Genomic DNA, 24,104 nt, shown 5'->3' on the forward strand with positions numbered 1-24,104 from the left:
GAAGTCCGACAGTGCGTGCATCTCGATATAAATAGAAAAAGAGGGGGAGACCCTGATGAATTACAACTGGGACTGGGGCGTATTCTTCAAGTCCACCGGCGTCGGCAGCGAGACCTATCTGGACTGGTTCATCTCCGGTCTGGGCTGGACCATCGCCATTGCTGTCATTGCCTGGATCATTGCCCTGATACTGGGTTCGGTGCTGGGCGTCATGCGCACCGTGCCAAACCGTCTGGTGTCGGGCATCGCCACGGTATACGTGGAAATCTTCCGTAACGTGCCACTGCTGGTGCAGCTGTTCATCTGGTACTTCCTGGTGCCCGACCTGCTGCCGGAAAACCTGCAGGAGTGGTACAAGCAAGACCTGAACCCGACCACCTCCGCGTTCCTCAGCGTAGTGGTCTGCCTTGGCCTGTTCACCGCTGCACGGGTCTGCGAACAGGTGCGTACCGGCATCGAAGCACTGCCAAAGGGCCAGGAATCGGCCGCACGCGCCATGGGCTTCAAGCTGCCACAGATCTACTGGAACGTGCTGTTGCCGCAGGCTTACCGGATCATCATTCCGCCGCTCACCTCCGAATTCCTGAACGTGTTCAAGAACTCGTCGGTCGCGTCGCTGATCGGCCTGATGGAGCTGCTCGCGCAGACCAAACAAACCGCCGAGTTCTCCGCCAACCTGTTCGAGGCCTTCACCCTCGCGACGCTCATCTACTTCACGCTGAACATGAGCCTGATGCTGCTGATGCGTGCGATCGAGAAGAAAGTCGCCGTACCGGGACTCATCTCACTGGGGGGCAAATAAATGGACTTCACTGGAATCGTTCCGGCCATTCCCGGCCTGTGGAACGGCATGGTCATGACCCTCAAGCTGATGGCGATGGGTGTCGTCGGAGGCCTGGTGCTTGGTACGCTGCTGGCATTGATGCGCCTGTCATCGAACAAGCTGCTGGCCAATGTGGCCGGTGCCTATGTGAACTACTTTCGTTCGATCCCGCTGCTGCTGGTGATCACTTGGTTCTATCTGGCCGTACCGTTCGTGCTGCGCTGGATTACCGGTGAAGACACGCCCATCGGTGCGTTCGCCTCCTGCGTCGTGGCCTTCATGATGTTCGAAGCCGCGTACTTCTGCGAAATCGTCCGTGCCGGCGTGCAGTCGATCTCCAAGGGACAAATGGGCGCTGCTCAGGCGCTGGGCATGAACTACTCGCAGATGATGCGACTGATCATCCTGCCCCAGGCGTTTCGCAAGATGACCCCGCTGCTGCTGCAACAGAGCATCATTCTGTTTCAGGACACCTCTCTGGTGTACACCGTCGGCCTCGTCGATTTTCTCAACGCATCGCGCTCCAGTGGCGACATCATCGGGCGCGCCAACGAGTTCCTGATCATTGCCGGTCTGGTGTATTTCACGATCAGCTTTGCCGCCTCGCTGCTGGTGAAGCGTCTGCAAAAAAGGTTTGCCGTATGATTTCCATCAAAAACGTCAACAAGTGGTATGGGGACTTCCAGGTACTGACCGATTGCAGCACCGAGGTCAGCAAGGGCGAAGTAGTTGTGGTGTGCGGCCCGTCCGGCTCCGGCAAATCGACCCTGATCAAATGCGTGAACGCACTGGAGCCGTTTCAGAAAGGCGATATCGTCGTCGACGGCACATCGATCTCCGATTCGAAGACCAACCTGCCCAAGCTGCGCTCGCGGGTGGGCATGGTGTTTCAGCACTTCGAACTGTTCCCGCACCTGAGCATTGTCGAAAACCTGACCATCGCGCAGATCAAGGTGCTGGGCCGCAGCAAGGCCGAAGCCACCGAGAAGGGTCTGAAGCTGCTGGACCGCGTCGGGCTTTCCGAGCATGCGCACAAGCATCCCGGGCAGCTTTCCGGTGGGCAGCAACAGCGTGTCGCCATCGCGCGCGCACTGGCGATGGACCCGGTGGTCATGCTGTTCGATGAACCCACGTCCGCGCTCGACCCGGAAATGGTCAATGAAGTGTTGGATGTGATGGTGCAACTGGCCCATGAAGGCATGACCATGATGTGCGTGACCCACGAAATGGGTTTCGCCCGCAAAGTCGCCAACCGGGTGATTTTCATGGACAAGGGACAGATCGTCGAAGATTGCGCCAAGGAAGAGTTTTTCGGTGACGTCAGCGCACGCTCGGAACGCGCCCAGCAATTCCTCGCCAAGATCCTTCAGCACTAGGCAATAGCTTGACGGCTGTCCGCCTATCAGCGGGCAGCTGTTCGGTCCAGGACGACTGTGATGAAATGCGACCCCACTCTTTATCGCGCCGCGCCGCCATCACTCGCCGTGAAACCCCGCCTGATCCGTCAACTGTTTCTGCCACCGCTGATCCTCATGCTGATGATCGGGCTGGGCTATATCGCCTATCTGGTCAGTGAACACAGCGCCATCAAGGGCCTGCGCGAAACCGGCGAACGCCAGCTCGAGCTGCACGCCCGCACGGTCGAGAGTGAAATCAGCAAATACACCTACCTGCCCAGCGTGCTGGAGCTGGAATCCAGTGTGTCGCAGTTGCTGAACGAACCGGGACCGGAGCTTCAGCAGCAGGTCAACCGCTACCTCGAAGGGCTGAATCGACGCAGCCGCAGCCGTGCCATTTACGTGATGGACACCACCGGACGCGTGCTGGCCACCAGCAACTGGCGCGACTCCGACAGCTATCAGGGTGAAGACCTGTCTTTCCGTGCCTACTTTCAGGACGCCGTGCGCGGCCTGCCCGGGCGCTTTTACGGCATCGGCACCACCACCGGTGAGTCGGGCTATTACCTGGCCCATGGGCTGGAAGACAAAGGCCGCATCATCGGCGTTGCGGTGATCAAGGTACGCCTCGAAGCACTTGAAGAACGCTGGCAGCGGGCACGGCTGGAGGCATTTGTCAGCGACGAGAATGGCATCATCATCCTCTCCAGCGACCCGGCCCGGCGGCTGAAATCAGTGCGCCCGCTCACGGCTGAGGTCAAGGAGCGTCTGGCTCGCAGCCTGCAATATTACTGGTGGCCGCTCAACGAACTGGTGCCACTGGAACGGGAAACCTTGTCTGAAGGCGTCGAAACACTGGTTTTCCCCGCCAACATCAGTGTCGACCGCGAACACAAAAAGGTCAGCTATCTGGCCCAGAGCCGCCCGCTGAGTGACACCGCCTGGCACCTGACACTGCTTACCCCGCTGGAGGATCTGCGCCGTGAAGCGGCCAATCAGGGCATGCTGGTCGCCGTGGCCTGCGCGCTGGTGACCTTTCTGCTGATTGCCTGGAACGAGCGGCGCAAGGTGATCTCGACCCGGCTTGCTGCCAGGGAAGCGCTGCAGGCGGCCAACAACGAGCTGGAACGCAAGATCACCGAGCGCACCGAACACCTGCGCGCCAGCAACGAACGCCTCAAGGCGCAGATTCGTGAACGAAGGCAGGCTGAAGACACCTTGCGCAAAGCGCAGGACGAGCTGGTACAGGCCGGCAAGCTGGCAGCCATCGGCCAGATGTCGACCAGCATCGCGCATGAGCTGAACCAGCCTCTGGCCGCACTGCGCACCTTGTCCGGCAACACTGTGCGTTTTCTGGAACGAGGCGCGCTGGACACCGCGAGTACCAACCTGCGTACCATCAATGATCTGGTCGACCGCATGGGCCGCATCACCGCCAGCCTGCGCGCATTCGCCAGACGCGGCGACGATCAGGGCCAGGCGCAACTGAGCAAGGCTGTCGATGCGGCGGCGCAGTTGCTGGGCGTGCGTCTGGAGCAGTCCGGCCTGATAGTGCATCGAGACTTCGTCGACGCCACTCTGACCATCGACCAGACCCGCCTGGAACAGATTCTGGTCAACCTGATCGGCAACGCACTGGACGCCATGTTCGACCTGCCGCAACCGGAGTTATGGCTCACCGGATCGGTTGTCGACGGCCGATACCGTCTGCGGGTACGTGATAACGGGCACGGCGTCGATGCCGAGGCGCGCAAGCATCTGTTTGAACCTTTCTTCACCACCAAACCGGGCGAACAAGGCCTGGGGCTGGGCCTGACACTGTCGGCGAGCCTTGCCGCCGCAGCCGGAGGCAGCCTGAGCGCAGAGCATCCGCAGGACGGCGGTACGACGTTTGTCCTGAGCCTGCCGTTTATCCCCGATGCCCGCCACCCGGACAGCCCGACATGAGACGACACCCATGAGCATAAACAGCGACCTGACTGTCCTGATCGTCGAAGACGATCCGCATGTATTGCTCGGCTGTCAGCAGGCCCTCGCACTGGAAGACATCGCCAGCGAGAGCGTTTCCAGCGCCGAAGAGGCCTTGAAACGCATAGATGACAACTTCGCCGGTATCGTCATCAGCGATATTCGCTTGCCGGGTATCGACGGACTGGAGTTGCTGAGTCGTCTCAAGGCACGTGACAGCAGCCTGCCGGTGGTGCTCATCACCGGCCATGGCGACATCACCATGGCCGTCAACGCTATGCGCGATGGCGCTTACGATTTCATGGAGAAACCCTTTTCTCCAGAGCGTCTGGTGGACGTCACCCGGCGCGCACTGGAGCAACGCGGCCTGGCCCGTGAAGTGTGGGCCTTGCGCAAGCAACTGGCCGAGCGCGATTCGCTGGAGGGCCGGATCATCGGTCGCTCTCCGGCCATGCAAAACCTGCGTGCGTTGATTGCCAACGTCGCCGACACCTCGGCCAACGTATTGATAGAAGGCGAAACCGGCACGGGCAAGGAGCTGGTCGCGCGCTGCCTGCACGATTTCAGTCGGCGCAAGGACAGCCAGTTCGTGGCGCTCAACTGTGGCGGGCTGGCGGAAAGCCTGTTCGAGTCGGAAATATTCGGCCATGAAGCCAACGCCTTTACCGGCGCGGGCAAGCGGCGCATCGGCAAGATCGAACACGCGCACAATGGCACGCTGTTTCTCGATGAAGTGGAAAGCATGCCGGTCAATCTGCAGATCAAGCTGTTGCGCGTCCTGCAGGAGCGAACCCTCGAACGGCTGGGTTCCAACCAGAGCGTCGCCGTGGATTGTCGGGTCATTGCGGCGACCAAGTCCGACTTGAATGCCTTGGGCAAGACCAATCAGTTCCGCAGCGACCTGTATTACCGCCTGAACGTCGTCACGCTTGAACTGCCACCCCTGCGTGAACGCCGCGAAGACATTCTGCAGCTGTTCGAACACTTCCTGCAGTTGTCGTCGTTACGCTTCGACCGCGAACCGCCTGCGCTGGATCAACAGACCAGCTCGAACCTGATGAGCCACGACTGGCCGGGCAATGTACGCGAACTGCGCAACGTGGCAGAACGCTTTGCGCTGGGTCTGCCAGCGTTCAAGCAGTCGGGTACGGTCAGTGAAAACCAGAGTCTGGGGTTTGCCGAAGCGGTTGAAGCCTTTGAACGCTCATTGCTCGGCGACGCCTTGCAACGCAGCGGCGGCAACCTCAGCCAGGCCAGCCAGGAACTGGGCATGGCCAAGACCACACTGTTTGACAAGGTCAAGAAATACGGGCTTTGAGCACTGCGCCCGATCTTGAGCGTGCGGCGTAGCGCAGATCTGTGACGCAGAGCGTCACCCACTGCATTCCCACGCTGGAGCGTGAGGAACGATAGGCGTCTTCAAGACACCTATCGTGCCCATGCTCTTCGTCCTATCCTGCACAGGCAGTGCGTTACTGCGATTCACCGACAATCTGGCGGATTGCGCTGACGAATACCTCGACCGGCTGACCGCCCGAGACGGCGTACTGGTCGTTGAAGACCATGGTCGGCACGGACGTGATACCGCGAGACGTCCAGAGCTGCTCGGCCTCGCGAACCTCGGTGGTGTACTCGTCACTGTCCAGGATGGCCTGAGCACGCAGACGATCCAGGCCGACCTTCTGCGCCACAGCCGCCAGAGTCTGGTGATCGGACGGGTCTTTCAGGTCGCTGAAATACGCCTCGAACAGCGCCTGCTTCAACGCATGCTGCTTGCCTTGCTGCTCGGCCCAGTGCAGCAGGCGATGGGCATCGAACGTGTTGTAGATCCGTCGCTCGCCGCTGGCAAAGGTGAAGCCGAGTTCAGCACCGCGCTCACGGATGGTCTGGTGAATACCTTCGATCTGTTCCGGCGTGGAGCCGTACTTTTCGGCGATATGCTCTTTGATGTCCTGCCCTTCGTCAGGCATGTTCGGGTTCAGCTCGAAAGGCTGGAAGTGAATATGCGCTTGCACCTCATCCCCCAGCGCCTCCAGCGCCTGATCCAGTGCGCGCAAACCAATGACGCACCAGGGGCAGGAAACATCGGAGATGAAGTCGATCTTCAGTGCAGTTGTCATGTCGGCCCTTTTCGGTACAGAGTGTGTAAAAACGTCACGAGCGAAGGCAAGACAAGGCAAAAACAGGCGAAAAAGCGGAGTCTAGGTGTTCTAAATGAGCATTTTTCGCCTGTTTTTAACGCAGTATTGCCAAGCGTAGTAGTTTTTACACAGTTTGGAATCAAAGGTCACACGATACACCTCTGTCCATGCCTGACAACCAGGCCAGCTTACAACTGAGCCAGGTTGCGACCGTCTTCATGCTGGGCTTTCAGGTAGGGCAACACTGCACCGAGCAACGGCGCCTTGAAGGCTTCCTGAAAACGATGCGCCAACCCCGGAATCAGGCGCAGCTGGCTGCCCTGAATGTGCGCGGCCACATGTACACCGTGCATGACCGGCAACAGCGGGTCAGCCGTGCCATGAACCACCAGTACCGGCAGACGCAGACGGTTCAGCAGTTCCACGCGGCTGGGCTCGGCCAGAATCGCCATGATCTGGCGTTTCACACCTTCGGGATTGAACGCCCGGTCATAGGAAACAGCCGCCTGATGCAGCAGCTGCTGGCGATCGTCCTTGACCTGCGGGCTGCCCAGCGCCGCAAGCAAATCGGCCTGCTGCTCGATCGCCACTTCCCGATTGGGCGCGCCGCGACGCGCCAACAGTTGCATGAGCGCGGTACTGGGCATAGGCAAACCCTGCGCACCGGAACTGGTCATGATCAGCGTCAGGCTTTCGACCCGCGACGGCGCCAGATCAGCCAAGTGCTGGGCAATCATGCCGCCCATGCTCGCGCCCAACACGTGAAACTGGCGAATCTGCAATGCATCCATCAACCCCAGCGCATCGTCGGCCATATCAGTCAACGAATAGGGTGCCGAGACAGGCAGACCAAGTTTGTAACGCAGTACTTCGAATGTCAGATTGGCATCCGCTGGCTGCTGCACCCACGAAGACAGACCCACATCGCGATTGTCATAGCGAATGACCCGATAGCCCTGCTGACACAACGCGACCACGACCTCGTCCGGCCAGTGAATCAACTGCCCACCCAGCCCCATCACCAACAGCAAGGCAGGGTCGGACTCGCTACCAATACTCTGGTAGGCAATCCGCACTTCCTTGAGGTCAGCCATCTGTACAGGAACATCGGTATCACAACGATCGGCCGCAAAAGACGGCAAGCCGCACAGAAGCGCGGCCAGAAAAATTAAAACCCGCATGAAAAACACCAAAAAACAGAACCCCAGTAGGCCGCGAGTCTGATGATGTTTTTCCAAGCGCGCTGCCACACTTGCGTGACAGTTTGATGAATGGCGCTGAGCGGTCGTTAATCGGGGGTTGAGTTACGCAGCGACCTGATCCGCCACCATCAGGTTTTCCCCAAAACGGGCGCGCGCTTCGAGCAACGATTCCTGATGCCAGTTCGAATGCGTATCGCACTCGCCCAGGGACAGAACCTTGTAAACCGGTAGACGATCAAACACCGGGGCCAGCAGCTCCGGTTCGGTCACGCTGTCCAGGTGCAACCCTGCAACTGGCAGCAGGGCCGCGACACCCAGGTTGGGCCGCAGGTCACCGTGATAGAGGCCGATAAGCTTCTTCAACGGCGAATATTGAAGAATGTGATAGGCACGCTCGAAGGCGTTGCTCCATGCCAGCGGCAGATCAAGCGCGAGGATCGGTTCGTCGATCTGAATCCACTCGACACCGCGCGCGGCCAGCCGCCCGAAGATCTCGCCATACACCGGCAGCAAATGCTCCAGCAGGTCGAGGCGATCCACTTCATCACCCTGAACGTCACTTAGCCAGAGCAGTGTCAGCGGACCGATCAACGCAGGTTTGCGGCCTTGCTCGCAGGTTTCAGCGACGCTCGCCAGCAGTGGCGCCCAATCGGGCTGAAAACGCTGGCCGCGTTTCAGGTGTGGTACCTGCTGCGGATAACGCGCCATCAACCAGGTGCGCAGTTCGATGCCAATGGCCGTGACACCCTGATCCTGTTTCCAGAAAGCCTGCAGAGCGTGCCGCAGTTCACGGTCTGCGCCAATGTGAAAATAGTCAGGGTGCTGAGTCAGGGCCACGATGCGTCCTCCATAAAAGATGGGCCCATTGTCGACAGCTGACACAACATGAGACAAACTCATTTTTTTCGTGTTGATCACAAATACTGCTCATGGAGCACTGACCGTGCTTGAAATACGCCACCTCAAAACCCTGCATGCCCTGCGCGAGGCCGACAGCCTTGTGGAGGCAGCCGAGCGCCTGCATTTGACGCAGTCGGCGCTGTCCCATCAGTTCAAGGAGCTGGAAGAGCGCATGGGCATGCCGCTGTTTGTGCGCAAGACCAAACCGGTGCGCTTTACCAGCGCCGGTTTGCGCCTGCTGCAACTGGCCGACTCCATGCTGCCGCAACTGCGCAGTGCCGAGCGCGACATCGCCCGACTGGCGGGTGGTACGGCGGGCAGGCTGCACATGGCAATCGAGTGCCACAGCTGTTTTCAGTGGCTGATGCCGACCATCGACCAGTTCCGCGATGCCTGGCCCGAGGTCGAACTGGACCTGTCTTCCGGTTTCTCGTTCGCGCCCTTGCCTGCCCTGGCGCGCGGCGATCTGGACCTGGTGGTGACCTCCGACCCGCTGGAATTGCCGGGCATCACCTACGTGCCGCTATTCACCTATGAAGCAATGCTGGCGGTGGCCAATCAACACGCGCTGGCAAGCAGGCCCTACATCGTCCCGGAAGACTTGCTGACTGAAACGCTGATCACTTACCCGGTGGAACGCGACCGGCTGGATATCTTCACGCGCTTCCTGGAACCCGCCGACATCGAACCGGCACAGGTACGAACATCGGAACTGACGGTGATGATGATGCAACTGGTGGCCAGCGGGCGCGGGGTCTGCGGCATGCCGCACTGGGCGCTGCATGAATACAGCTCACGCGGCTATGTAAAGGCCAAGCGCCTGGGCGAGAAAGGACTGTTCGCGACGCTCTACGCCGGTATCCGCGCCGACATGCTCGACGCACCGTACATGCGTGACTTCCTGCTGACCGCCAAGGACACTTCGTTTTCGACGCTGGACGGAGTGAGTGTGGTTCGCTGACACCTGGTTCGCTGAAATAGGGTTCGCTGACAGTGCCGTCCTGCACCGCGATGCAGGACGACTGCGCCGTTCAGCTGCGTGCTGCCTGCCGCTTCAGATACAGCGGCAGGATCAGATCGCGGGTCAACGGCGCCAGTTGCAAACCCGCATGACTGTGCGCGTCAACCCACAGCACTTCTTCGATCTCGGCGGCAGGCACTGCCTGAGCGTCGGTCCTTACCTCATACAACTGACAGTTGACCTCGAAACCGGGCTCGTTGGCGGCGGGTGCCGTGAACTCACCGAGAAACACTGCCTGCGCCGGATCGACGATCAGCCCGAGCTCTTCTTCGAGCTCTCTGGCCAGCGCTTGAGGTGCCGGTTCACCGGGCTCGATCTTGCCGCCCGGCTGCATGAAGGCCTGGGTACCACGCTTGCGTACCAGCAGGGTCCGGCCGTCTGCGCCGATCAGCAGCGCCGCCGCGATGCGGATGATCTTCATGGGAAGATCTCCGTTTTCAGCAGCCGCGCCTGATCAGCCCGTTCCAGCGCCAGAACGATCAGGCGATGGATCAGTTCGGCATACGACAGACCGCTGGCCTGCCAGAGTTTGGGGTACATGCTGATCGAGGTGAAACCCGGCAGCGTGTTGACTTCGTTGATGATGATGTCGCGCCCTTCAGTGACGAAGAAATCGACCCGCGAAAGCCCCGCGCAGCCCAGCACCTTGTACGCTTGCAGCGCGACGTCACGCACCTGATCACTCAGATCGGCCGGCAGCTCGGCGGGGATGGCGATGCGTGCCTGATCGCCGTTCAGGTACTTGGTGTCGTAGGCATAGAATTCATCGTTGGCAATCACTTCGCCACAGACACTGACCTGCGCATCGAAGTTGCCCAGTACGGCGCACTCCACTTCCCGGCCGACGATGCCCTGCTCGATCAGCAGCTTGTGATCGAACTCGAAACCCAGCGCCAGTGCCGCCGCGAAACCAGCCTCGTCGGACACCTTGCTCACGCCCACCGATGAACCCTGGTTGGCCGGCTTGACGAACATCGGCAGCCCCAATTGGTCAGCAGTCTCCGTGAAAGAAAGGCTCTCTCCACGCGACAGGACCCTGAACGGCGCGACGGCAATGCCCGCATCGCGCAGCAGACGCTTGGTCACGTCCTTGTCCATACAGGCCGCAGAGGACAGCACATCGGCGCCGACAAAGGGCACGGCCAGCATGCGCAGCACACCCTGCAACGCACCGTCTTCACCAAAAGCGCCGTGGATCAGCGGGAATACTACATCGATGGCTGCCAGAGGCTGGCCTGACTCGACGTCAACGAACTGCCCACCGATGCTGCCCGGCAGCAAGGACAATGGCTTGCCTGATGCGCTCAGTTTGATCCGTGCAGGATCAGTGGCATTGAGCAGGTAATCGGCTTCGTCGAAATGCAGCCAGCGGCCCAGCTTGTCGACGCCGATCAGGGTCAGCGCATAGCGTTCACGATCAATCGCATTGATCACGTTGCGTGCCGACTGCAACGAAACCTCATGCTCGCTGGATTGCCCACCGAAAACGATGGCGACTGACTTTTTCAAAGCGATTACTCCTGTTTTTCAGGCCGCGAAGATAAAAGCAATGTCGGCTGTTAGTCCAGTAGATGATTGGCCGCAGGCCTGAAATTCAGACAAAAAAAATCCCGGTCGTGGGCAATCCATGCGAAGTGCCCACGACCGGGAGGTCAGACCGCTCATTGAGCGGCTGCGGTTTCTTTCTTGCCAGCGGAGCCAAAGGCGGCGAAACGCTTGTTGAAACCCGCGATCCGGCCTTCGGTGGTGGTTTTGCGCTGCTGCCCGGTGTACATCGGGTGCGAAGCACTGGAAACATCGAGCGCAACATAAGAATAGGCAGTGCCGTCGGTGTGCTGTTGCGTGCGGTCTGTGTCTACGGTGGAGCCGATCAGAAAGTAAGCATCGGCAGCGGTGTCGTGGAACAGCACGGTGCGGTATTGAGGATGGATATCGGGTTTCATCGTGATCTCTCCGGTGAGTTGACTGGAATAGTTATACAGTAACGTAACGGGAGATGAGAATGACTGCTGTTGATTGCCATCATTGGTGAGGTTGATCGAACACGGACACGGCGCCGCTGTCGGCGTGAAGCCGCCGCACCACGTGGTCCAGAGACATTCTGTAATAGCGCGCCTTTGCAATTGCCCTCGATTAGCGGCACCCTGCCGCGCCGCCGAATGTCACTGGTCGCTGGCCTGGAACCTGAGCCTCTGTGGCCTATCTTTACTCATTAGCACTTTCAAGAGTCCACCGTTATGAATAACGGACGCGATCATCGAATCGACTTCTTTCGCGGCCTGGCACTGATCTTCATCTTCTGGGATCACGTGCCGGACAATCCCCTGGCGCAACTGACCATACGCAACTTCGGCTTCAGCGACGCAGCGGAAATTTTCGTTTTCCTCGCCGGTTACGCCTCGATCCTGGCCTACGGGCGGATCGCTCGACGTGACGGCATGCTGGTTGCTGGCGTGCGGATCCTGCGCCGGACCTGGGTGCTGTATGTGGTGCATATCTTTCTGCTGACCCTGCTGATGGGCATCGTCTTCGTCGCCAACAATCACGTCGAGACGCGCGACATGGTCCAGCAGATGGGCCTTGAATACTTCGTCGGCAACCCGCAACAGGCATTGGCCGATGAACTGCTGCTGCGCTTCAAACCGAACCTCACCGACCCGTTGCCGCTGTATATCGTGCTGTTGCTGACCTTACCGCTGACCTTGCCAGTGATGCTGCGCAAACTCGAAGTGGCCGTCGGCCTGTCGATTGCCCTGTACCTGATGGTGCCGTTATTCGGCTGGAACCTGCGCGCCTACGAAGGCGGCGGTGTCTGGTACTTCAACCCGGTCGCCTGGCAGTTGCTGTTCGTGCTCGGCGGTGCGTGCGCGTTGCGCAGCGAAACAGCCACAGCAGCTGAGCACCCTCCGTTGCGCCAACAGCCCTTGTTCATGGTGGCTGCCGTCTACGTGCTGGTCGCAGGCATCCTGACCTTCAGCGAAAAATGGCCCGGCCTGCACGCCGCGCTGGTCTCCAGCCTGCACCTTGAAAGCCTTTACCCAATCAGCAAGACCGACCTTGCGCCCGTCCGGTTACTGCACTTCCTGGCCCTGGTCTATGTCGTCGCCCGACTGCTGCCAGCCTCAAGCACGTGGCTGGAAAACTGGCCTGCGCGCCAGACCTCCCGCATGGGGCGTTATTCACTGGAAGTCTTCTGCCTGGGCGTACTGCTCGCGCCACTGGCAGACATGGCCAATGCACTGGCAGGCGATACATGGCCCATGCAAGTGACCACGGCGATTGTCGGCTTGGGATTGATGATGTTGATGGCCAATGGGCTGGAGTTGAATAAACGCCTGGGGACATCGCCGCACCTATTGCCAACTTGAGAACAGCGTCACGTTTGCATGCCCTCTCGGAGATTTCCTACTGGTTTGTCAGGCCAAGTTTTTCAGGAACTGGCCGCTATTCGGTATGAGACTAAAGAGAGGGCAATGCTTTGAACATCAATGGAATTCCAAATCCGGCAAACATCCCGCAACAGATGGGGTTGGTAACCGGTGCTAAACCTGTTGATCCGACAGAAGACGTCAGCCTTCAAGAGGCCATTGAATTTGAAGTCAAAACGACAGAAAAAAATATATTTTACGAATATCAGAAAGAGCCGTGGCTGTTGGAGTCGATCAACGAACACATCACAAACAGGCTTGACTACGTAGCTCACAAAAAGAGACTCGACGTGCTGGAGCTTGCGCTGGTAAATGTCACCTATGATAGCTTTCGAAAAGAACTGCAAGAAACCCACCCCGACATTGCACGTAAAAACTTCGGTTTCACACTGACCGAAAGTGCATCCATCAAGATAATTGACTACGATAACAGCCTGACTGAAAACGACACATCAGTTCTTACCCACGCCATCAACGGGTTCAGAGAATTCAAAGAACAACTCCAACATCACGCAAAGACCATCATGACCCTGGTAGACCACGACCATGAAACATTTGGCGGCCGATATAAACTGACTATCAGCAATTTTCAGGACGTGATCGACTATGGCAAAATAATGAACACCAGCGTACAAAAAATGCAGGACGAATGGATACAGCAAGTCCAGAGTAATGCTGAGAAACGAGATTTTTCGTATATTTCGTTGGCGGTATGAAACATCAGCCTGGCGAGATAAATGATTCGCCAGGCTGAGTTAAATGTTAACCACGTGGGGCGACGGTTCGCAGAACGGTTTGTGTGCAGATGTGTCCCATGTAAAAAATATTAGGCATTGCCGTGATGGGCCCTAAAGAGAAATTACTTACGAAGTAGCGAGCCACTCTATAGTTACTTCTCCAAGTATTGAACCCCCTTTGCGCATGAACAAAATCTTGGGCCTCCGCACCTCCATAGCAACGTCCAAACTCAATGCGCTCAGAGGCGAATCCATCAGCACCGCTAACCAGAATATGCCTGATCGAGGCGTCTTTTTCACCAAAGCTCAGATCCAAAATAGCCATACCGCCTTCCAACGGCGTACCTTTAGTATCGCTGAACCTCACCTCAAGCAGAGCTTCTTTATAAATCTGCGTTGCCAACCAGCCAGGGTTAGTATACCCACTTGGAATCCTTATCACTCCCGGTTCATCGAGCAGCTCATAGCTTTTTAGAACAGGATAGGACCCAAATCTGACAGTGTATGGAAGCCTGCCACCTACCAGTGAGTTTCTTGGTGTGACCCTGATGATCACTTCAGCCCCAGGAGCCAGATCTTTAAACACCTTAGTATTGAGTGTTTGAGCAACCCATTCACCATTTTCGTAATACTCGGTCTTCCACTCGTTAGTGACCGGATCACCGACAGGGGTATAGAGCAATACATCTTGCCCACGATGCGAGACAAAGCCGTAGTAGTGGACGGGGTGTTTATCTGTCAACACATCGACCACCGAATGTAGTTTATCCAGCATGACGGTAAATCTTGGCTCGGAAATTTCTTGCACAGCGTCAGCCGCAACGGCTTCGTTGGTTTCATGACTTGATACACCGACCGGGTCCTCGGCACCTGTATTGGCATGAGCGCCGGAAGCCGATGCCATTATCACGAAAATGGACAACAAGCAAAAACCAACATATTTTCTTCCATAAGTATTCATAGGTAATCTCGCAGATTATGCAGAGGCAGGTTGCCACTGACAAAATTGACGCAATAGAAAGTTAAGCGTCGAGTCAACCCTCACATTAAAATCAAGGAAACTTCCTACAAAAAATAATCACCACTACAGCCTAGGAAAAATCCTACACACTTATCAGGCAAAGTTTTGCGAAGGTCTGCCGCTAGATAGTTATCATTGACACCAAAGAGCGCTTAGCATGCATATCAACCCTTTAGCTTCTGCATCACAAAATCAACAGCGCACTCTCTCGGGCTCGAGTTCCCTCACCTCACCTGCTGCTCCGCCAATCAAAATTCCTCAGGCGCATGATAACGTGCGTGATCCGAACGCTGAGTTCTATACCACCGAGGAAACACCCTGGTTATCCGACTACAAAACGTCGGCGGCAGGACGGGTTATGCTGGACAGTATGTCTGAAGAGATATCGAACCTACTCCGAAGTACATACCTGGGTGACTTAACTAAAGATTTTGATAAGACCCTATGCCGTATGTACGACAATTTTCACGATTTCAAGCAGCAGCTTTTTTACCTTAATACGGAGCTGTCAAATAAGCACTTCGGCTTCACGCTGGGTTTTAATCAGGAAATCCAGGTGACCGACCCAGACGATGTGCTCACCCCGGCAGAGTTCGCGTACCTGACCGAGAAGCTGAACGAACGTCAACAACTGAAGGAGGATCTGCGTGCGCACGCAAAAATTGTGATGACGTTACTCGATCACTACACAGAGAAATTCGGCAACCAGCACACACTCAACCTTGAGAATTACAGCAAGGTTATCGACTACGGGCAGGTCTTCAGTCGTAATCACATTGGCAACTTCATGGACACGATCATTTACCAGATCGAGCGCAATGCGCCGAAGCGTGAAGAAGAGCGCAAACCGTTGGTTGATCTTCACGTCTGATCAAGCCAGCGCCACTGCAGTTCATGTGTGACTGCAGTGGGATTAGTTCATGAGGCTCGTCCCCACTGCGCGCCTTCCGCCCTCGAAAACCTCCAGACAATTCCCTCCCACAATCCCATCCAGCGTCTAAGCTTGGGTCAGGTGCTTTGACAGGATGACCGGACAATCGACTATGGGCGCATTTCGGCATTCCGATAGCAAGCAAGAGACGCTATCCGCTGATCGTGAGGATGATCCTCGTACGCCCAAATATCCGCGTCGCACGCGATACGGATGGCGGGTCTTCTGGGTCGTGGTGGTGTTAGCCGGGGTTGCATTGGGCGTTGCTGTGGCCGTGGAGAGCAGAACCTCCAGGCTTCAGGCGCGCGAATTCAGCCGTTTTGCCGCGAGCCTGGGTTATTCGATGCAGCCTGGGCCGAGTCATGACGTGGTGTATCCCGGTGACGGGCCGTTCGACAGGCGCCTGGGCTATTCATCCATGGATGAATTCCTGTCGCGCCTGCTCAAGCGCGATTATGTGATTACGCGCCAGACCCGGTTTTCCCCGGAACTGCTGCGTTACGTCCGGCATGGTTTTTTCGTGCCTTACGAGGAAAAGACCCAGGCCGGGCTTTCGATCACCGATTGCCGGAACGAGCCGCTGTACGAGTTCAGATACCCACAGCAGTTTTACCCGACTTTTGCTGCCATTCCGCCGATGCTGGTGAACAGCCTGCTGTTTATCGAAAACCGTGACCTGCTCGATCCGCAGCAGCCCATGGCCAACCCTGCGGTGGACTGGCCACGTTTTGTCAAAGCCGCCTGGTCGCAACTGGCGAAGATGTTTGCCCTCCCCGGCCAGTCGGCTGGGGGCAGCACGCTGGCCACTCAGCTGGAAAAATACCGTCATTCCCCCGACGGGCTGACGCTGTCGGGTTCGGAAAAGTTGCGGCAGATGATTTCCGCCAGCGTTCGCGCCTATCAGCCGGGGACCGAGACGCTCGCCGTGCGCCAACGGGTGGTGCGTGACTACCTGAACAGCGTGCCGCTGTCTGCGGTGCCGGGGCATGGCGAGGTGCATGGTCTGGCTGAAGGACTGAGGGTATGGTTCGGCGCAGACTTCGGCAAAACCAACGAGATACTGGCGTCGAATCCAGGCAATAAACAGGCGCTGGCCGACAAGGCGCTGGCGCTGCGTGAGGTGCTCTCACTGGTAATCGCCCAACGTCGCCCGTCGCACTATCTGGCCAAGGGCCGCTCTGAACTCGCCGAGTTGACCGACAGCCACATTCGCTTGCTGGCCCAGGCCAACGTCATCGACCGACCGCTGGCCGAGGCCGCGCTGGCAGCCCAGGTCACCTACCGCGACTGGGCACAGCAACCGACCCTGCAGCCCATCGAAACCAACAAGGGCATCAGTGTCGCGCGCACTCGCCTGTCGAATCTGCTCAATCGCCCGCTTTACGACCTCGACCGTCTTGACCTGTCCGCCACCAGCACCCTGCATGGCGAGTTGCAGCGCAGCGTCAGCCAGTACCTGCATGACCTGGCCAACCCTGAGTTTGCGGCAAAGACCGGTTTGATGGGCGAGCGCCTGTTGACCCCGGCCAGCACGACACAGGTGCGCTACAGCTTCACGCTGTTTGAACGCGGCGTGGATGGCTCGCGGGTCAGGGTCCAGACCGACAGCACCGATCAGCCGTTCGATATCAACGAAGGCAGCAAGCTGGAGTTGGGCTCGACGGCGAAGATGCGCGTGCTGACGACGTATCTGGAGATCATCGCCGAGCTGCATGGGCGCTATTCGGGCTTGAGCCCTGCGCAATTGCGCAAAGTCCCTGTCGAGGAACCGGATCGGCTGACCCGCTGGGCGGTGGATTACCTGCTGATCAACAAGGACCGTGACCTGGCGAAGATGCTTTCGGCCGCACTCGACCGCACCTATTCGGCCAGCCCCGCAGAAGCGTTCTTCACCGGTGGCGGCATGCACCGTTTCAATAATTTCCGGCGCGAGGACAACGCGCGGATTCCAACCCTGCGCGAGTCGCTGCGTGAGTCGATCAACCTGCCGTTCATTCGCCTGATGCGCGATGTCGTGTGCTACAGCACCTATCAGGCGCCCAACAATAGCGCCGAGCTGCTCAAGGATGACGACAACCCGCGCCGTCAGGAATACCTGGCGCAGTTTGCCGACCGCGAAGGCACGGTATTCCTGCTGCGCTTCTGGAAACGCTACAGGGAAAAGACCACTCAGGAGCGGCTCGACACCTTCCTCGACGGCATTCACCCGACGGCGATCCGCCTGGCTGCGGTACACCGTTATCTGCTGCCGGGCGCTGATCAGGGCACATTCAACGCGTTCATCCGCGCCCACCTGGACGAGCCCAGGGCAAGCTCGAAACTCACCGACAAACGTCTTGCCGATCTGTACCAGAGTTACGGCCCGGGCACTTATGACCTGCCCGATCAAGGCTACATCGCCCGCGTTCACCCGCTGGAGCTGTGGCTGGTGGGCTACCTGCTCAAGCACCCGGAAGCACAGTTCAAGGACGCGGTGGCCGCCAGTCGTTTCGAGCGTCAGGAAGTCTATGGCTGGCTGTTCAAGAGTCGCCACAAAGGCGCTCGCGACAGCCGGGTGCGGACCATGATGGAGGTCGAAGCGTTTCTGGACATCGAGCAACGCTGGCAGCGTGTGGGTTATCCGTTCGACCACCTGGTGCCTTCGCTGGCGACGGCTATCGGCAGTTCGGGAGACCGTCCGGCGGCGCTTGCCGAGCTGATCGGCATCATCCAGAACGATGGGATCCGCCTGCCTGCGGTGCGCATCGACAGTCTGCACTTCGCCGCCGATACGCCTTATGACACCCAGCTGAGTATCAACCCGGAGCTGGGCAAGCGTGTGTTGCCATCGGAAGTCGCAGCGGCAATGCGCGAGGCCTTGTCGCAAGTGGTGGACGGCGGCACGGCGAAACGCGTGCAAGGCACGTTCAAGATGCAGGACGGCAGTGTGCTGGCGATGGGCGGCAAGACCGGCACCGGAGACAACAGGATCGAAAGCGTCGGTGCCGGCGGGCGCATTCTCAGCTCAAGGGCGATCAACCGCACGGCGACTTTCGTGTTTTATATCGGCGACAACCACTTTGGCGCGCTGACGGCGTTCGTGCCGGGACGCGCTGCCGAGGGCTTTCGTTTCACCTCGGCGTTGCCGGTGCAGGTGCTCAAAGGCATGGCGCCGATCCTGACGCCGTACCTGGAAAACCACGGACAGGCGATGTGCAACGCCCCGATTGCGGATCCGCCCAAGGGTGTCTGACCGGCGATGACCGCTCGTCTGCCAGCTCTGTGATTACAATAAGATATATCTTAAGGTATATCTAACTTGTAACCAGAGAGCAAAAACATGCGTGAAGATAAACACCCACCCCACCACCGTCCGCCGCATCTTCGTGAAGCAGGTGAAGATCGCGACGGTTTTGAAAAACGCCCAGGCCGCGAACGCGGTGGACGTGGCCCTCGGGTTTTCGCCCCTGGCGATCTGAAATTGCTGTTGCTGGCGTTGATCGCCGAACAGCCTGCCCACGGCTACGACCTGATCCGCAAGATCGAAGGTCTGTTCGAGGGTGCGTACTGCCCCAGCCCCGGCGTGATCTACCCCACCCTGACGTTCCTTGAAGAAAGCGAAATGGTGGTCGGCGATGCACAGGCCGGCAAGAAGCTCTACACCGTCACCGATGCGGGTCGCCAATCCCTGGAAGATCAGGCCGTGGCGCTGGAAGGTGTGCGCATGCGCATCGATGTCAGCAAGCGCTCACTGCGCGGCCACGATCGTCCGCCGGAAATCCATGAAGCGGTGCATAACCTGCGTCACGCGCTGCAGATGCACCATGGCCGCTGGAGCCCGGAAGAGATTCTGCGCGTCAGCGAACTGCTCAACAGCACGGCCAAGGCTGTCGTCGATGGGCCTCAACCTGCCTCGGAGGAGTCGGCATGAATTCGCCCCAGTCAATCCATCGCGTCATGCATGAAATCAAGCGACGCAAGCTACAGGTGGTGAGGGTCACGGAACTGACGCCCCTGATGCGCCGCATTACCTTGCAGGGGCCGGAGCTGGCAGGCTTCATCAGCCTGGGAACCGACGACCACGTCAAACTGTTCTTCCCGCAAACGGCAGAAGAGCAGGCAGCGCTGGAAAACCTCAACCCTGCCGGCGACAAGGACACACCGCGCCCGCCGATGCGCGATTACACGCCGCGTCGCTACGACGAAAAAACCGGGGAACTGGATATCGATTTCGTGCTGCATGGCGAAGGCCCGGCGGCCACCTGGGCCGCTCAGGCAGCGCCCGGGCAAGTGCTGCACATCGCAGGGCCAAAGGGTTCGATGGTGGTGCCGGACATGTTCGACAGCTATCTGCTGATCGGTGACGAAACCGCCATTCCCGCCATCGCCCGACGCTTGGAATCGCTGCCCGCCAACCGCGCTGCGCTGGTGGTGGTCGAAGTGGCCAACCCGCAGGAACAACAGGTGTTCGACAGCGCTGCGCAGGTCGACGTGATCTGGCTCGTACGCGGCGAACAGAATCTGCTGGACGTCACGCGTCGCCTGGAGATGCCCGAGGGCAAGCTGTACGCCTGGGTCGCGACTGAATCCGCGCTGTCACGCAAGCTACGTCGTGTGCTGCTCGACGAGTTCGGCCTGGAAGAGGACTTCGTCAAGGCCGCCGGTTACTGGAAGCTGGACAGCACTGCAGAATGAGCAGGACCGGGCGACTCACCGCGTACGACGAGACGCCCGTTTATCAACTCCCAGCAGCACCAATGCGATCAGCACAAAACCCAGCAGCACGCCCAGCGCGTTGATGAATGCAGCCGAGAAACCGAGCGTGCCGACATCGATGAACGGGTACAGGTAATCACCGAACATGTGGCCACGCAGCAGGACGTAGGCGAAGTAGACGAGCGGATAGATCGCCCAGAGCGGTATATGCCTCAGACGCAGCGCGCCCTTGGGCACGTACAGCCACCAATAAAGCACGAACGCCAGCGGCATTATGTCGTGCAGCAGTTCATCGGCCACCCACTGCCAGCCTTCCGGGTGCCACAAGTGGCGCAACAGGATGTTGTAGGCGATGCCCACCAGCGCAATGCTCACCGCAATGCCGCCACACACCACTGGATGGCGGAAGAACCGGTGGCCTGCCGACTGCTGTGTCGTCAGCGCGCAACTCAGTGCGACCGCTACAAGCATGTTGGTCAGTACGGTGAAGAAACTTGAAAAGCGTACCAGCCCACCCAGCAGACTGGCGTGATCGGCATAACGACCAATCAGGATCAGGTAAAGCTGAATCACCAGTCCAGACCAGCCGAGGCAGGCGGCCACGAGGGCGTAATAGCGCTGTCCCTGCGCAGGTTGTGGATGTTCGCTGAGCATCAATCGGTATCCTTGAGTGCCGGCTTCCGTGCCAAGCTATTCTGGCGGGCCTGTTACCAGCCCTTGCTGCGATGCAATTTCACATACAGCGCTTCGACCTTCTCCCGCGCCCAAGGGGTCTTGCGCAGGAAGGTCAGACTGGACTTGATGCTCGGATCGCTTTTGAAGCAGCGAATATCGATGCGCTCGGCAAGGCCGGACCATTCGTAATGTTCGACCAGCGCCCTGAGGATCTGCTCCAGCGTGACGCCGTGCAATGGGTCGGAGTTAGGTGTTGTCATGATGAGCCTTGCAACCGATGAAGAGGAGACGAACCTGAACGGATCTCTGGAGTACGCAGATGCTTCCCGAAAGTCTGCCATTGTAAGCGCCACGCCTTGATAAAACACCGTCGACCTGCAGCACTGTTGCCGGCTTCGCAATGATCCATGTCAGGTTTTTCGCTTTTAGAAAAATCGTTAGCGCCCTATCATTGCCGGGTTAAGGATTGAAGATTCCCCCTTCTGCAGATGTTCCTTCGGACAAAAGCCTATGCACGAATTCGGGCGGTGATGGTCTACGACTCAATGACCGCGCCGACCAAACGTGCAGCCGCGCTCTGCCCGACGGTTTAATTCCACCGTCGGCGATTCGTCTCAACAAGCAGCTTCAAGGAATGGCGCCAAGGCAGGCGATGCTTAAAACAAGATGTCAATTACTTACTTCTCGCGGAGATTCGCATTATGAGCACTGACGGTGCTTCAAATAGAAATCGCCTGTTACCGACCCTGCTCGGGCTGGTGATCCTGTTGATGGGGCTGGCCTTGCTGGTCGGTGGTGCCCGACTGCTGCAACTGGATGGCTCGTTGTATTACCTGCTGGCCGGTATCGGCTTCGCCGTGACTGGCGTGCTGCTGATCACGGGTCGTGCGGCTGCGCTGGGCCTTTATGCACTGCTGCTGTTCGCGAGCACCGTGTGGTCGTTGTGGGAAGTCGGCCTCGACTGGTGGCAATTGGTGCCACGCCTGGCGCTGTGGTTCGCCCTGGGTATCGTGTTGCTGCTGCCATGGTTCCGCAAGCCGCTGCTGCGCAACGGTCCGGCACGCATGGGCACCGGTGCATTGAGCATCGCTGTGGTGCTGGCCGGCCTGACCGCGCTGGCAAGCCAGTTCACCAATCCGGGTCGTATCGAAGGCCAGCTGGACCGCGAGACGGCTGGCACGACCAACACCGCCCCGGCCATGCCTGACGGCGACTGGCAGTCCTACGGCCGCACCGCCTTCGGTGACCGCTACTCGCCACTGGCGCAGATCACACCGGAAAACGTCAACAAGCTGGAGCCGGCCTGGACCTATCGCACCGGTGACATTCCGGGGCCGAATGACCCGGGTGAAACCACTGCCGAGAACACCCCGCTCAAGGTCAACGGCATGCTCTACGTGTGCACGCCGCACAGTCAGGTGATCGCGCTCGACCCGGATTCGGGCAAGGAAATCTGGCGCTTTGATCCGAAGCTCAGCACCCAGAACGCTGCCAACTTCAAGGGTTGGGCGCACATGACCTGCCGTGGCGTCACCTATCATGACGACGCTGCCTATGCCGCCAGCACCCCGGCGCAAAGCCCGACGGTCCCGGCTGCTGACGGCACGGCCACTGCCAGTGCTGCCTGCCCGCGCAGAATCTTCCTGCCGACTGCCGACACCCGTCTGATCGCGCTGAACGCCGATACTGGCAAGATGTGTGAAGACTTCGGCAACAAGGGTTCGGTTGACCTGACCGCCAACATGGGCACCTTCGCTCCGGGCGGCTACTACTCCACGTCGCCACCCGCGGTCACCAAGGACCTGGTGATTATCGGTGGCCACGTCACTGACAACGTCTCCATGGACGAGCCGTCCGGCGTGATCCGTGCCTATGACGTGCACACCGGCCGTCTGGTGTGGAACTGGGACAGCGGCAATCCGGAAGAGACTGCGCCGATTGCCGAAGGCAAGATCTACACGCGCAACTCGCCGAACATGTGGTCCATGTTCAGCGTCGATGAAAAGCTCGGCATGATCTACCTGCCGATGGGTAACCAGACCCCTGACCAGTGGGGCGGCGACCGTACGCCAGAGTCCGAGAAGTACAGCGCGGGCCTGGTTGCACTGGACATCGCTACCGGCCGCGTGCGCTGGGACTACCAGTTCACTCACCATGACCTGTGGGACATGGACGTCGGTGGTCAGCCGACCCTGCTGGACATGAAAACCGCTGACGGCGTCAAGCCTGCGGTATTGGCATCGACCAAGCAGGGCAGCATCTACGTGCTGGACCGTAGCACCGGCAAACCGATCGTGCCGATCAATGAAGTACCGGTTCCGCAAGGTGCTGTCGCTGGTGATCACACCTCGCCAACCCAGCCCAAGTCCGACCTGAACTTCATGCCGCCGCCGCTCAAGGAGCGCGACATGTGGGGCGTGACGCCGTTTGACCAGATGATGTGCCGCATCGACTTCAAGTCGCTGCGCTACGATGGTCCGTTCACGCCACCTTCGCTGCAAGGTTCGATCGTTTATCCGGGTAACTTCGGTGTGTTCGACTGGGGCGGTATTTCCGTCGACCCGGTGCGTCAGATCGCCTTCGTCAATCCTAACTACATGGCTTTCCGTTCGAAGCTGGTACCGTCTGCCGAAGTTGAAGGCGGCCCGGGTCGCAAGAGTGAAACCGAAGGCGTACAGCCGAACAAGGGTGCGCCTTATGGTGTGATCCTGGAAGCACTGCTGTCGCCGATGGGCCTGCCTTGCCAGGCGCCAGCATGGGGTTACGTGGCGGCGGTCGATCTGACCACGCAAAAAACCATCTGGATGCACAAGAACGGCACTGTACGCGACAGCTCGCCGATCCCGCTCCCGCTGACCATGGGTGTTCCAAGCCTGGGTGGTACGTTCACCACCGCCAGCGGCCTGGCCTTCATGAGCGCTACGCTTGACCAGTACCTGCGTGCTTATGACGTGCGTAACGGCAAGCAGTTGTGGGAAGCCCGCCTGCCAGCAGGCGCGCAAACCACCCCGATGACCTACACCGGCAAGGACGGTCAGCAATACGTGCTGGTCGTTGCAGGCGGTCACGGCTCACTGGGCACCAAACAGGGTGACTACGTGATGGCGTTCAAACTGCCGAAGTAATGCGTTGCTGAGGTCAATGAAAAGCGGCTACCGAGAGGCA

22 protein-coding genes are annotated in these 24,104 nt (G+C 58.8%); 13 read left to right on the forward strand and 9 right to left on the reverse strand.

Features of this window, described 5'->3' with window-relative positions:
• Positions 1-55 precede the first annotated feature (55 nt).
• Genes GE543_RS17085 through GE543_RS17105 form a run of 5 tightly spaced genes read left to right on the forward strand, consistent with a single transcriptional unit; the run spans position 56 to position 5,506 of the window.
• A complete protein-coding gene (locus GE543_RS17085) occupies positions 56-802 on the forward strand; it encodes an amino acid ABC transporter permease (RefSeq protein WP_003418523.1) in 747 nt (248 codons plus the stop codon).
• Positions 803-1,468, forward strand: a complete 666-nt coding sequence (locus GE543_RS17090; protein ID WP_002554865.1) for an amino acid ABC transporter permease — start codon at positions 803-805, stop codon at positions 1,466-1,468.
• Positions 1,465-2,199: an amino acid ABC transporter ATP-binding protein gene (locus tag GE543_RS17095; RefSeq protein ID WP_003412939.1), complete on the forward strand. Its 735-nt coding sequence runs from the start codon at positions 1,465-1,467 to the stop codon at positions 2,197-2,199. Before GE543_RS17090 ends, GE543_RS17095 begins: the two co-directional genes overlap by 4 nt.
• Positions 2,200-2,259: 60 nt before the next feature.
• The gene (locus GE543_RS17100) at positions 2,260-4,167 is read left to right on the forward strand and encodes an ATP-binding protein (RefSeq protein WP_046234965.1); all 1,908 of its coding nucleotides are present in this window, start codon (positions 2,260-2,262) and stop codon (positions 4,165-4,167) included.
• Between the two features lie 10 nt (positions 4,168-4,177).
• The gene (locus GE543_RS17105; protein WP_153221954.1) at positions 4,178-5,506 is read left to right on the forward strand and encodes a sigma-54 dependent transcriptional regulator; all 1,329 of its coding nucleotides are present in this window, start codon (positions 4,178-4,180) and stop codon (positions 5,504-5,506) included.
• A gap of 154 nt (positions 5,507-5,660) precedes the next feature.
• Here the strand turns inward: GE543_RS17105 and GE543_RS17115 are convergent, their stop codons facing one another.
• From GE543_RS17115 to GE543_RS17125, 3 genes are all read right to left on the reverse strand, one after another.
• On the reverse strand, positions 5,661-6,308 hold the full coding sequence (locus GE543_RS17115) for a DsbA family oxidoreductase (RefSeq protein ID WP_153221955.1): 648 nt from the start codon (positions 6,306-6,308) through the stop codon (positions 5,661-5,663).
• A gap of 209 nt (positions 6,309-6,517) precedes the next feature.
• Positions 6,518-7,510 (reverse strand): alpha/beta fold hydrolase, encoded by a 993-nt coding sequence (locus tag GE543_RS17120; protein ID WP_003412945.1) that lies wholly within the window; start codon positions 7,508-7,510, stop codon positions 6,518-6,520.
• 123 nt (positions 7,511-7,633) lie between these two features.
• The gene (locus GE543_RS17125) at positions 7,634-8,368 is read right to left on the reverse strand and encodes a 5-methyltetrahydropteroyltriglutamate--homocysteine methyltransferase (protein ID WP_371927191.1); all 735 of its coding nucleotides are present in this window, start codon (positions 8,366-8,368) and stop codon (positions 7,634-7,636) included.
• Between the two features lie 106 nt (positions 8,369-8,474).
• Here GE543_RS17125 and metR point away from each other — a divergent pair, with 106 nt between their 5' ends.
• Positions 8,475-9,392 carry a transcriptional regulator MetR gene (gene metR, locus GE543_RS17130; protein WP_003431263.1) on the forward strand — a complete coding sequence of 306 codons (918 nt, stop codon included), beginning with the start codon at positions 8,475-8,477 and terminating at the stop codon, positions 9,390-9,392.
• A 70-nt stretch (positions 9,393-9,462) separates the two neighbouring features.
• Here the strand turns inward: metR and GE543_RS17135 are convergent, their stop codons facing one another.
• The 3 genes from GE543_RS17135 to GE543_RS17145 form a co-directional block, all read right to left on the reverse strand.
• On the reverse strand, positions 9,463-9,873 hold the full coding sequence (locus GE543_RS17135) for an NUDIX domain-containing protein (RefSeq protein WP_046234969.1): 411 nt from the start codon (positions 9,871-9,873) through the stop codon (positions 9,463-9,465).
• Complete coding sequence (gene ddlA / locus GE543_RS17140; protein ID WP_153221957.1) at positions 9,870-10,961, reverse strand: D-alanine--D-alanine ligase; 1,092 nt, start codon at positions 10,959-10,961, stop codon at positions 9,870-9,872. Before ddlA ends, GE543_RS17135 begins: the two co-directional genes overlap by 4 nt.
• A 152-nt stretch (positions 10,962-11,113) precedes the next feature.
• The gene (locus tag GE543_RS17145) at positions 11,114-11,395 is read right to left on the reverse strand and encodes a type B 50S ribosomal protein L31 (protein ID WP_153221958.1); all 282 of its coding nucleotides are present in this window, start codon (positions 11,393-11,395) and stop codon (positions 11,114-11,116) included.
• Between the two features lie 294 nt (positions 11,396-11,689).
• On the opposite strand from GE543_RS17145, the gene GE543_RS17150 reads away from it, so the two are divergent.
• Together GE543_RS17150 and GE543_RS17155 are read left to right on the forward strand one after the other, a co-directional pair.
• Entirely contained in the window at positions 11,690-12,820 is a 1,131-nt protein-coding gene (locus GE543_RS17150; protein WP_153221959.1) for an OpgC domain-containing protein, read from the forward strand.
• Positions 12,821-12,975: 155 nt separating this feature from the next.
• The gene (locus tag GE543_RS17155; RefSeq protein ID WP_178118630.1) at positions 12,976-13,596 is read left to right on the forward strand and encodes a hypothetical protein; all 621 of its coding nucleotides are present in this window, start codon (positions 12,976-12,978) and stop codon (positions 13,594-13,596) included.
• 46 nt (positions 13,597-13,642) lie between these two features.
• On the opposite strand, the gene GE543_RS17160 is transcribed toward GE543_RS17155, so the two are convergent.
• Complete coding sequence (locus GE543_RS17160) at positions 13,643-14,392, reverse strand: hypothetical protein (protein WP_178118631.1); 750 nt, start codon at positions 14,390-14,392, stop codon at positions 13,643-13,645.
• A 403-nt stretch (positions 14,393-14,795) separates the two neighbouring features.
• Here GE543_RS17160 and GE543_RS17165 point away from each other — a divergent pair, with 403 nt between their 5' ends.
• The 4 genes from GE543_RS17165 to GE543_RS17180 all read left to right on the forward strand — a co-directional run bounded on the left by GE543_RS17165 (position 14,796) and on the right by GE543_RS17180 (position 20,243).
• Positions 14,796-15,509: a hypothetical protein gene (locus tag GE543_RS17165; protein ID WP_153221962.1), complete on the forward strand. Its 714-nt coding sequence runs from the start codon at positions 14,796-14,798 to the stop codon at positions 15,507-15,509.
• A gap of 172 nt (positions 15,510-15,681) precedes the next feature.
• A complete protein-coding gene (locus GE543_RS17170) occupies positions 15,682-18,801 on the forward strand; it encodes a transglycosylase domain-containing protein (protein WP_178118632.1) in 3,120 nt (1,039 codons plus the stop codon).
• Positions 18,802-18,888: 87 nt separating this feature from the next.
• Positions 18,889-19,479 carry a PadR family transcriptional regulator gene (locus GE543_RS17175; protein WP_003418550.1) on the forward strand — a complete coding sequence of 197 codons (591 nt, stop codon included), beginning with the start codon at positions 18,889-18,891 and terminating at the stop codon, positions 19,477-19,479.
• Positions 19,476-20,243, forward strand: a complete 768-nt coding sequence (locus GE543_RS17180) for a siderophore-interacting protein (RefSeq protein ID WP_153221964.1) — start codon at positions 19,476-19,478, stop codon at positions 20,241-20,243. Before GE543_RS17175 ends, GE543_RS17180 begins: the two co-directional genes overlap by 4 nt.
• Before the next feature lie 15 nt (positions 20,244-20,258).
• Here the strand turns inward: GE543_RS17180 and GE543_RS17185 are convergent, their stop codons facing one another.
• Positions 20,259-20,918: a Pr6Pr family membrane protein gene (locus GE543_RS17185; protein WP_153221965.1), complete on the reverse strand. Its 660-nt coding sequence runs from the start codon at positions 20,916-20,918 to the stop codon at positions 20,259-20,261.
• A 53-nt stretch (positions 20,919-20,971) separates the two neighbouring features.
• Complete coding sequence (locus tag GE543_RS17190) at positions 20,972-21,199, reverse strand: VF530 family DNA-binding protein (RefSeq protein ID WP_003363662.1); 228 nt, start codon at positions 21,197-21,199, stop codon at positions 20,972-20,974.
• Positions 21,200-21,640: 441 nt separating this feature from the next.
• On the opposite strand from GE543_RS17190, the gene GE543_RS17195 reads away from it, so the two are divergent.
• Complete coding sequence (locus GE543_RS17195) at positions 21,641-24,064, forward strand: glucose/quinate/shikimate family membrane-bound PQQ-dependent dehydrogenase (protein WP_003418556.1); 2,424 nt, start codon at positions 21,641-21,643, stop codon at positions 24,062-24,064.
• Positions 24,065-24,104 lie beyond the last annotated feature (40 nt).

The organism is Pseudomonas sp. SZ57, assembly GCF_009495975.1.
GTDB classification, from domain to species: domain Bacteria; phylum Pseudomonadota; class Gammaproteobacteria; order Pseudomonadales; family Pseudomonadaceae; genus Aquipseudomonas; species Aquipseudomonas syringae.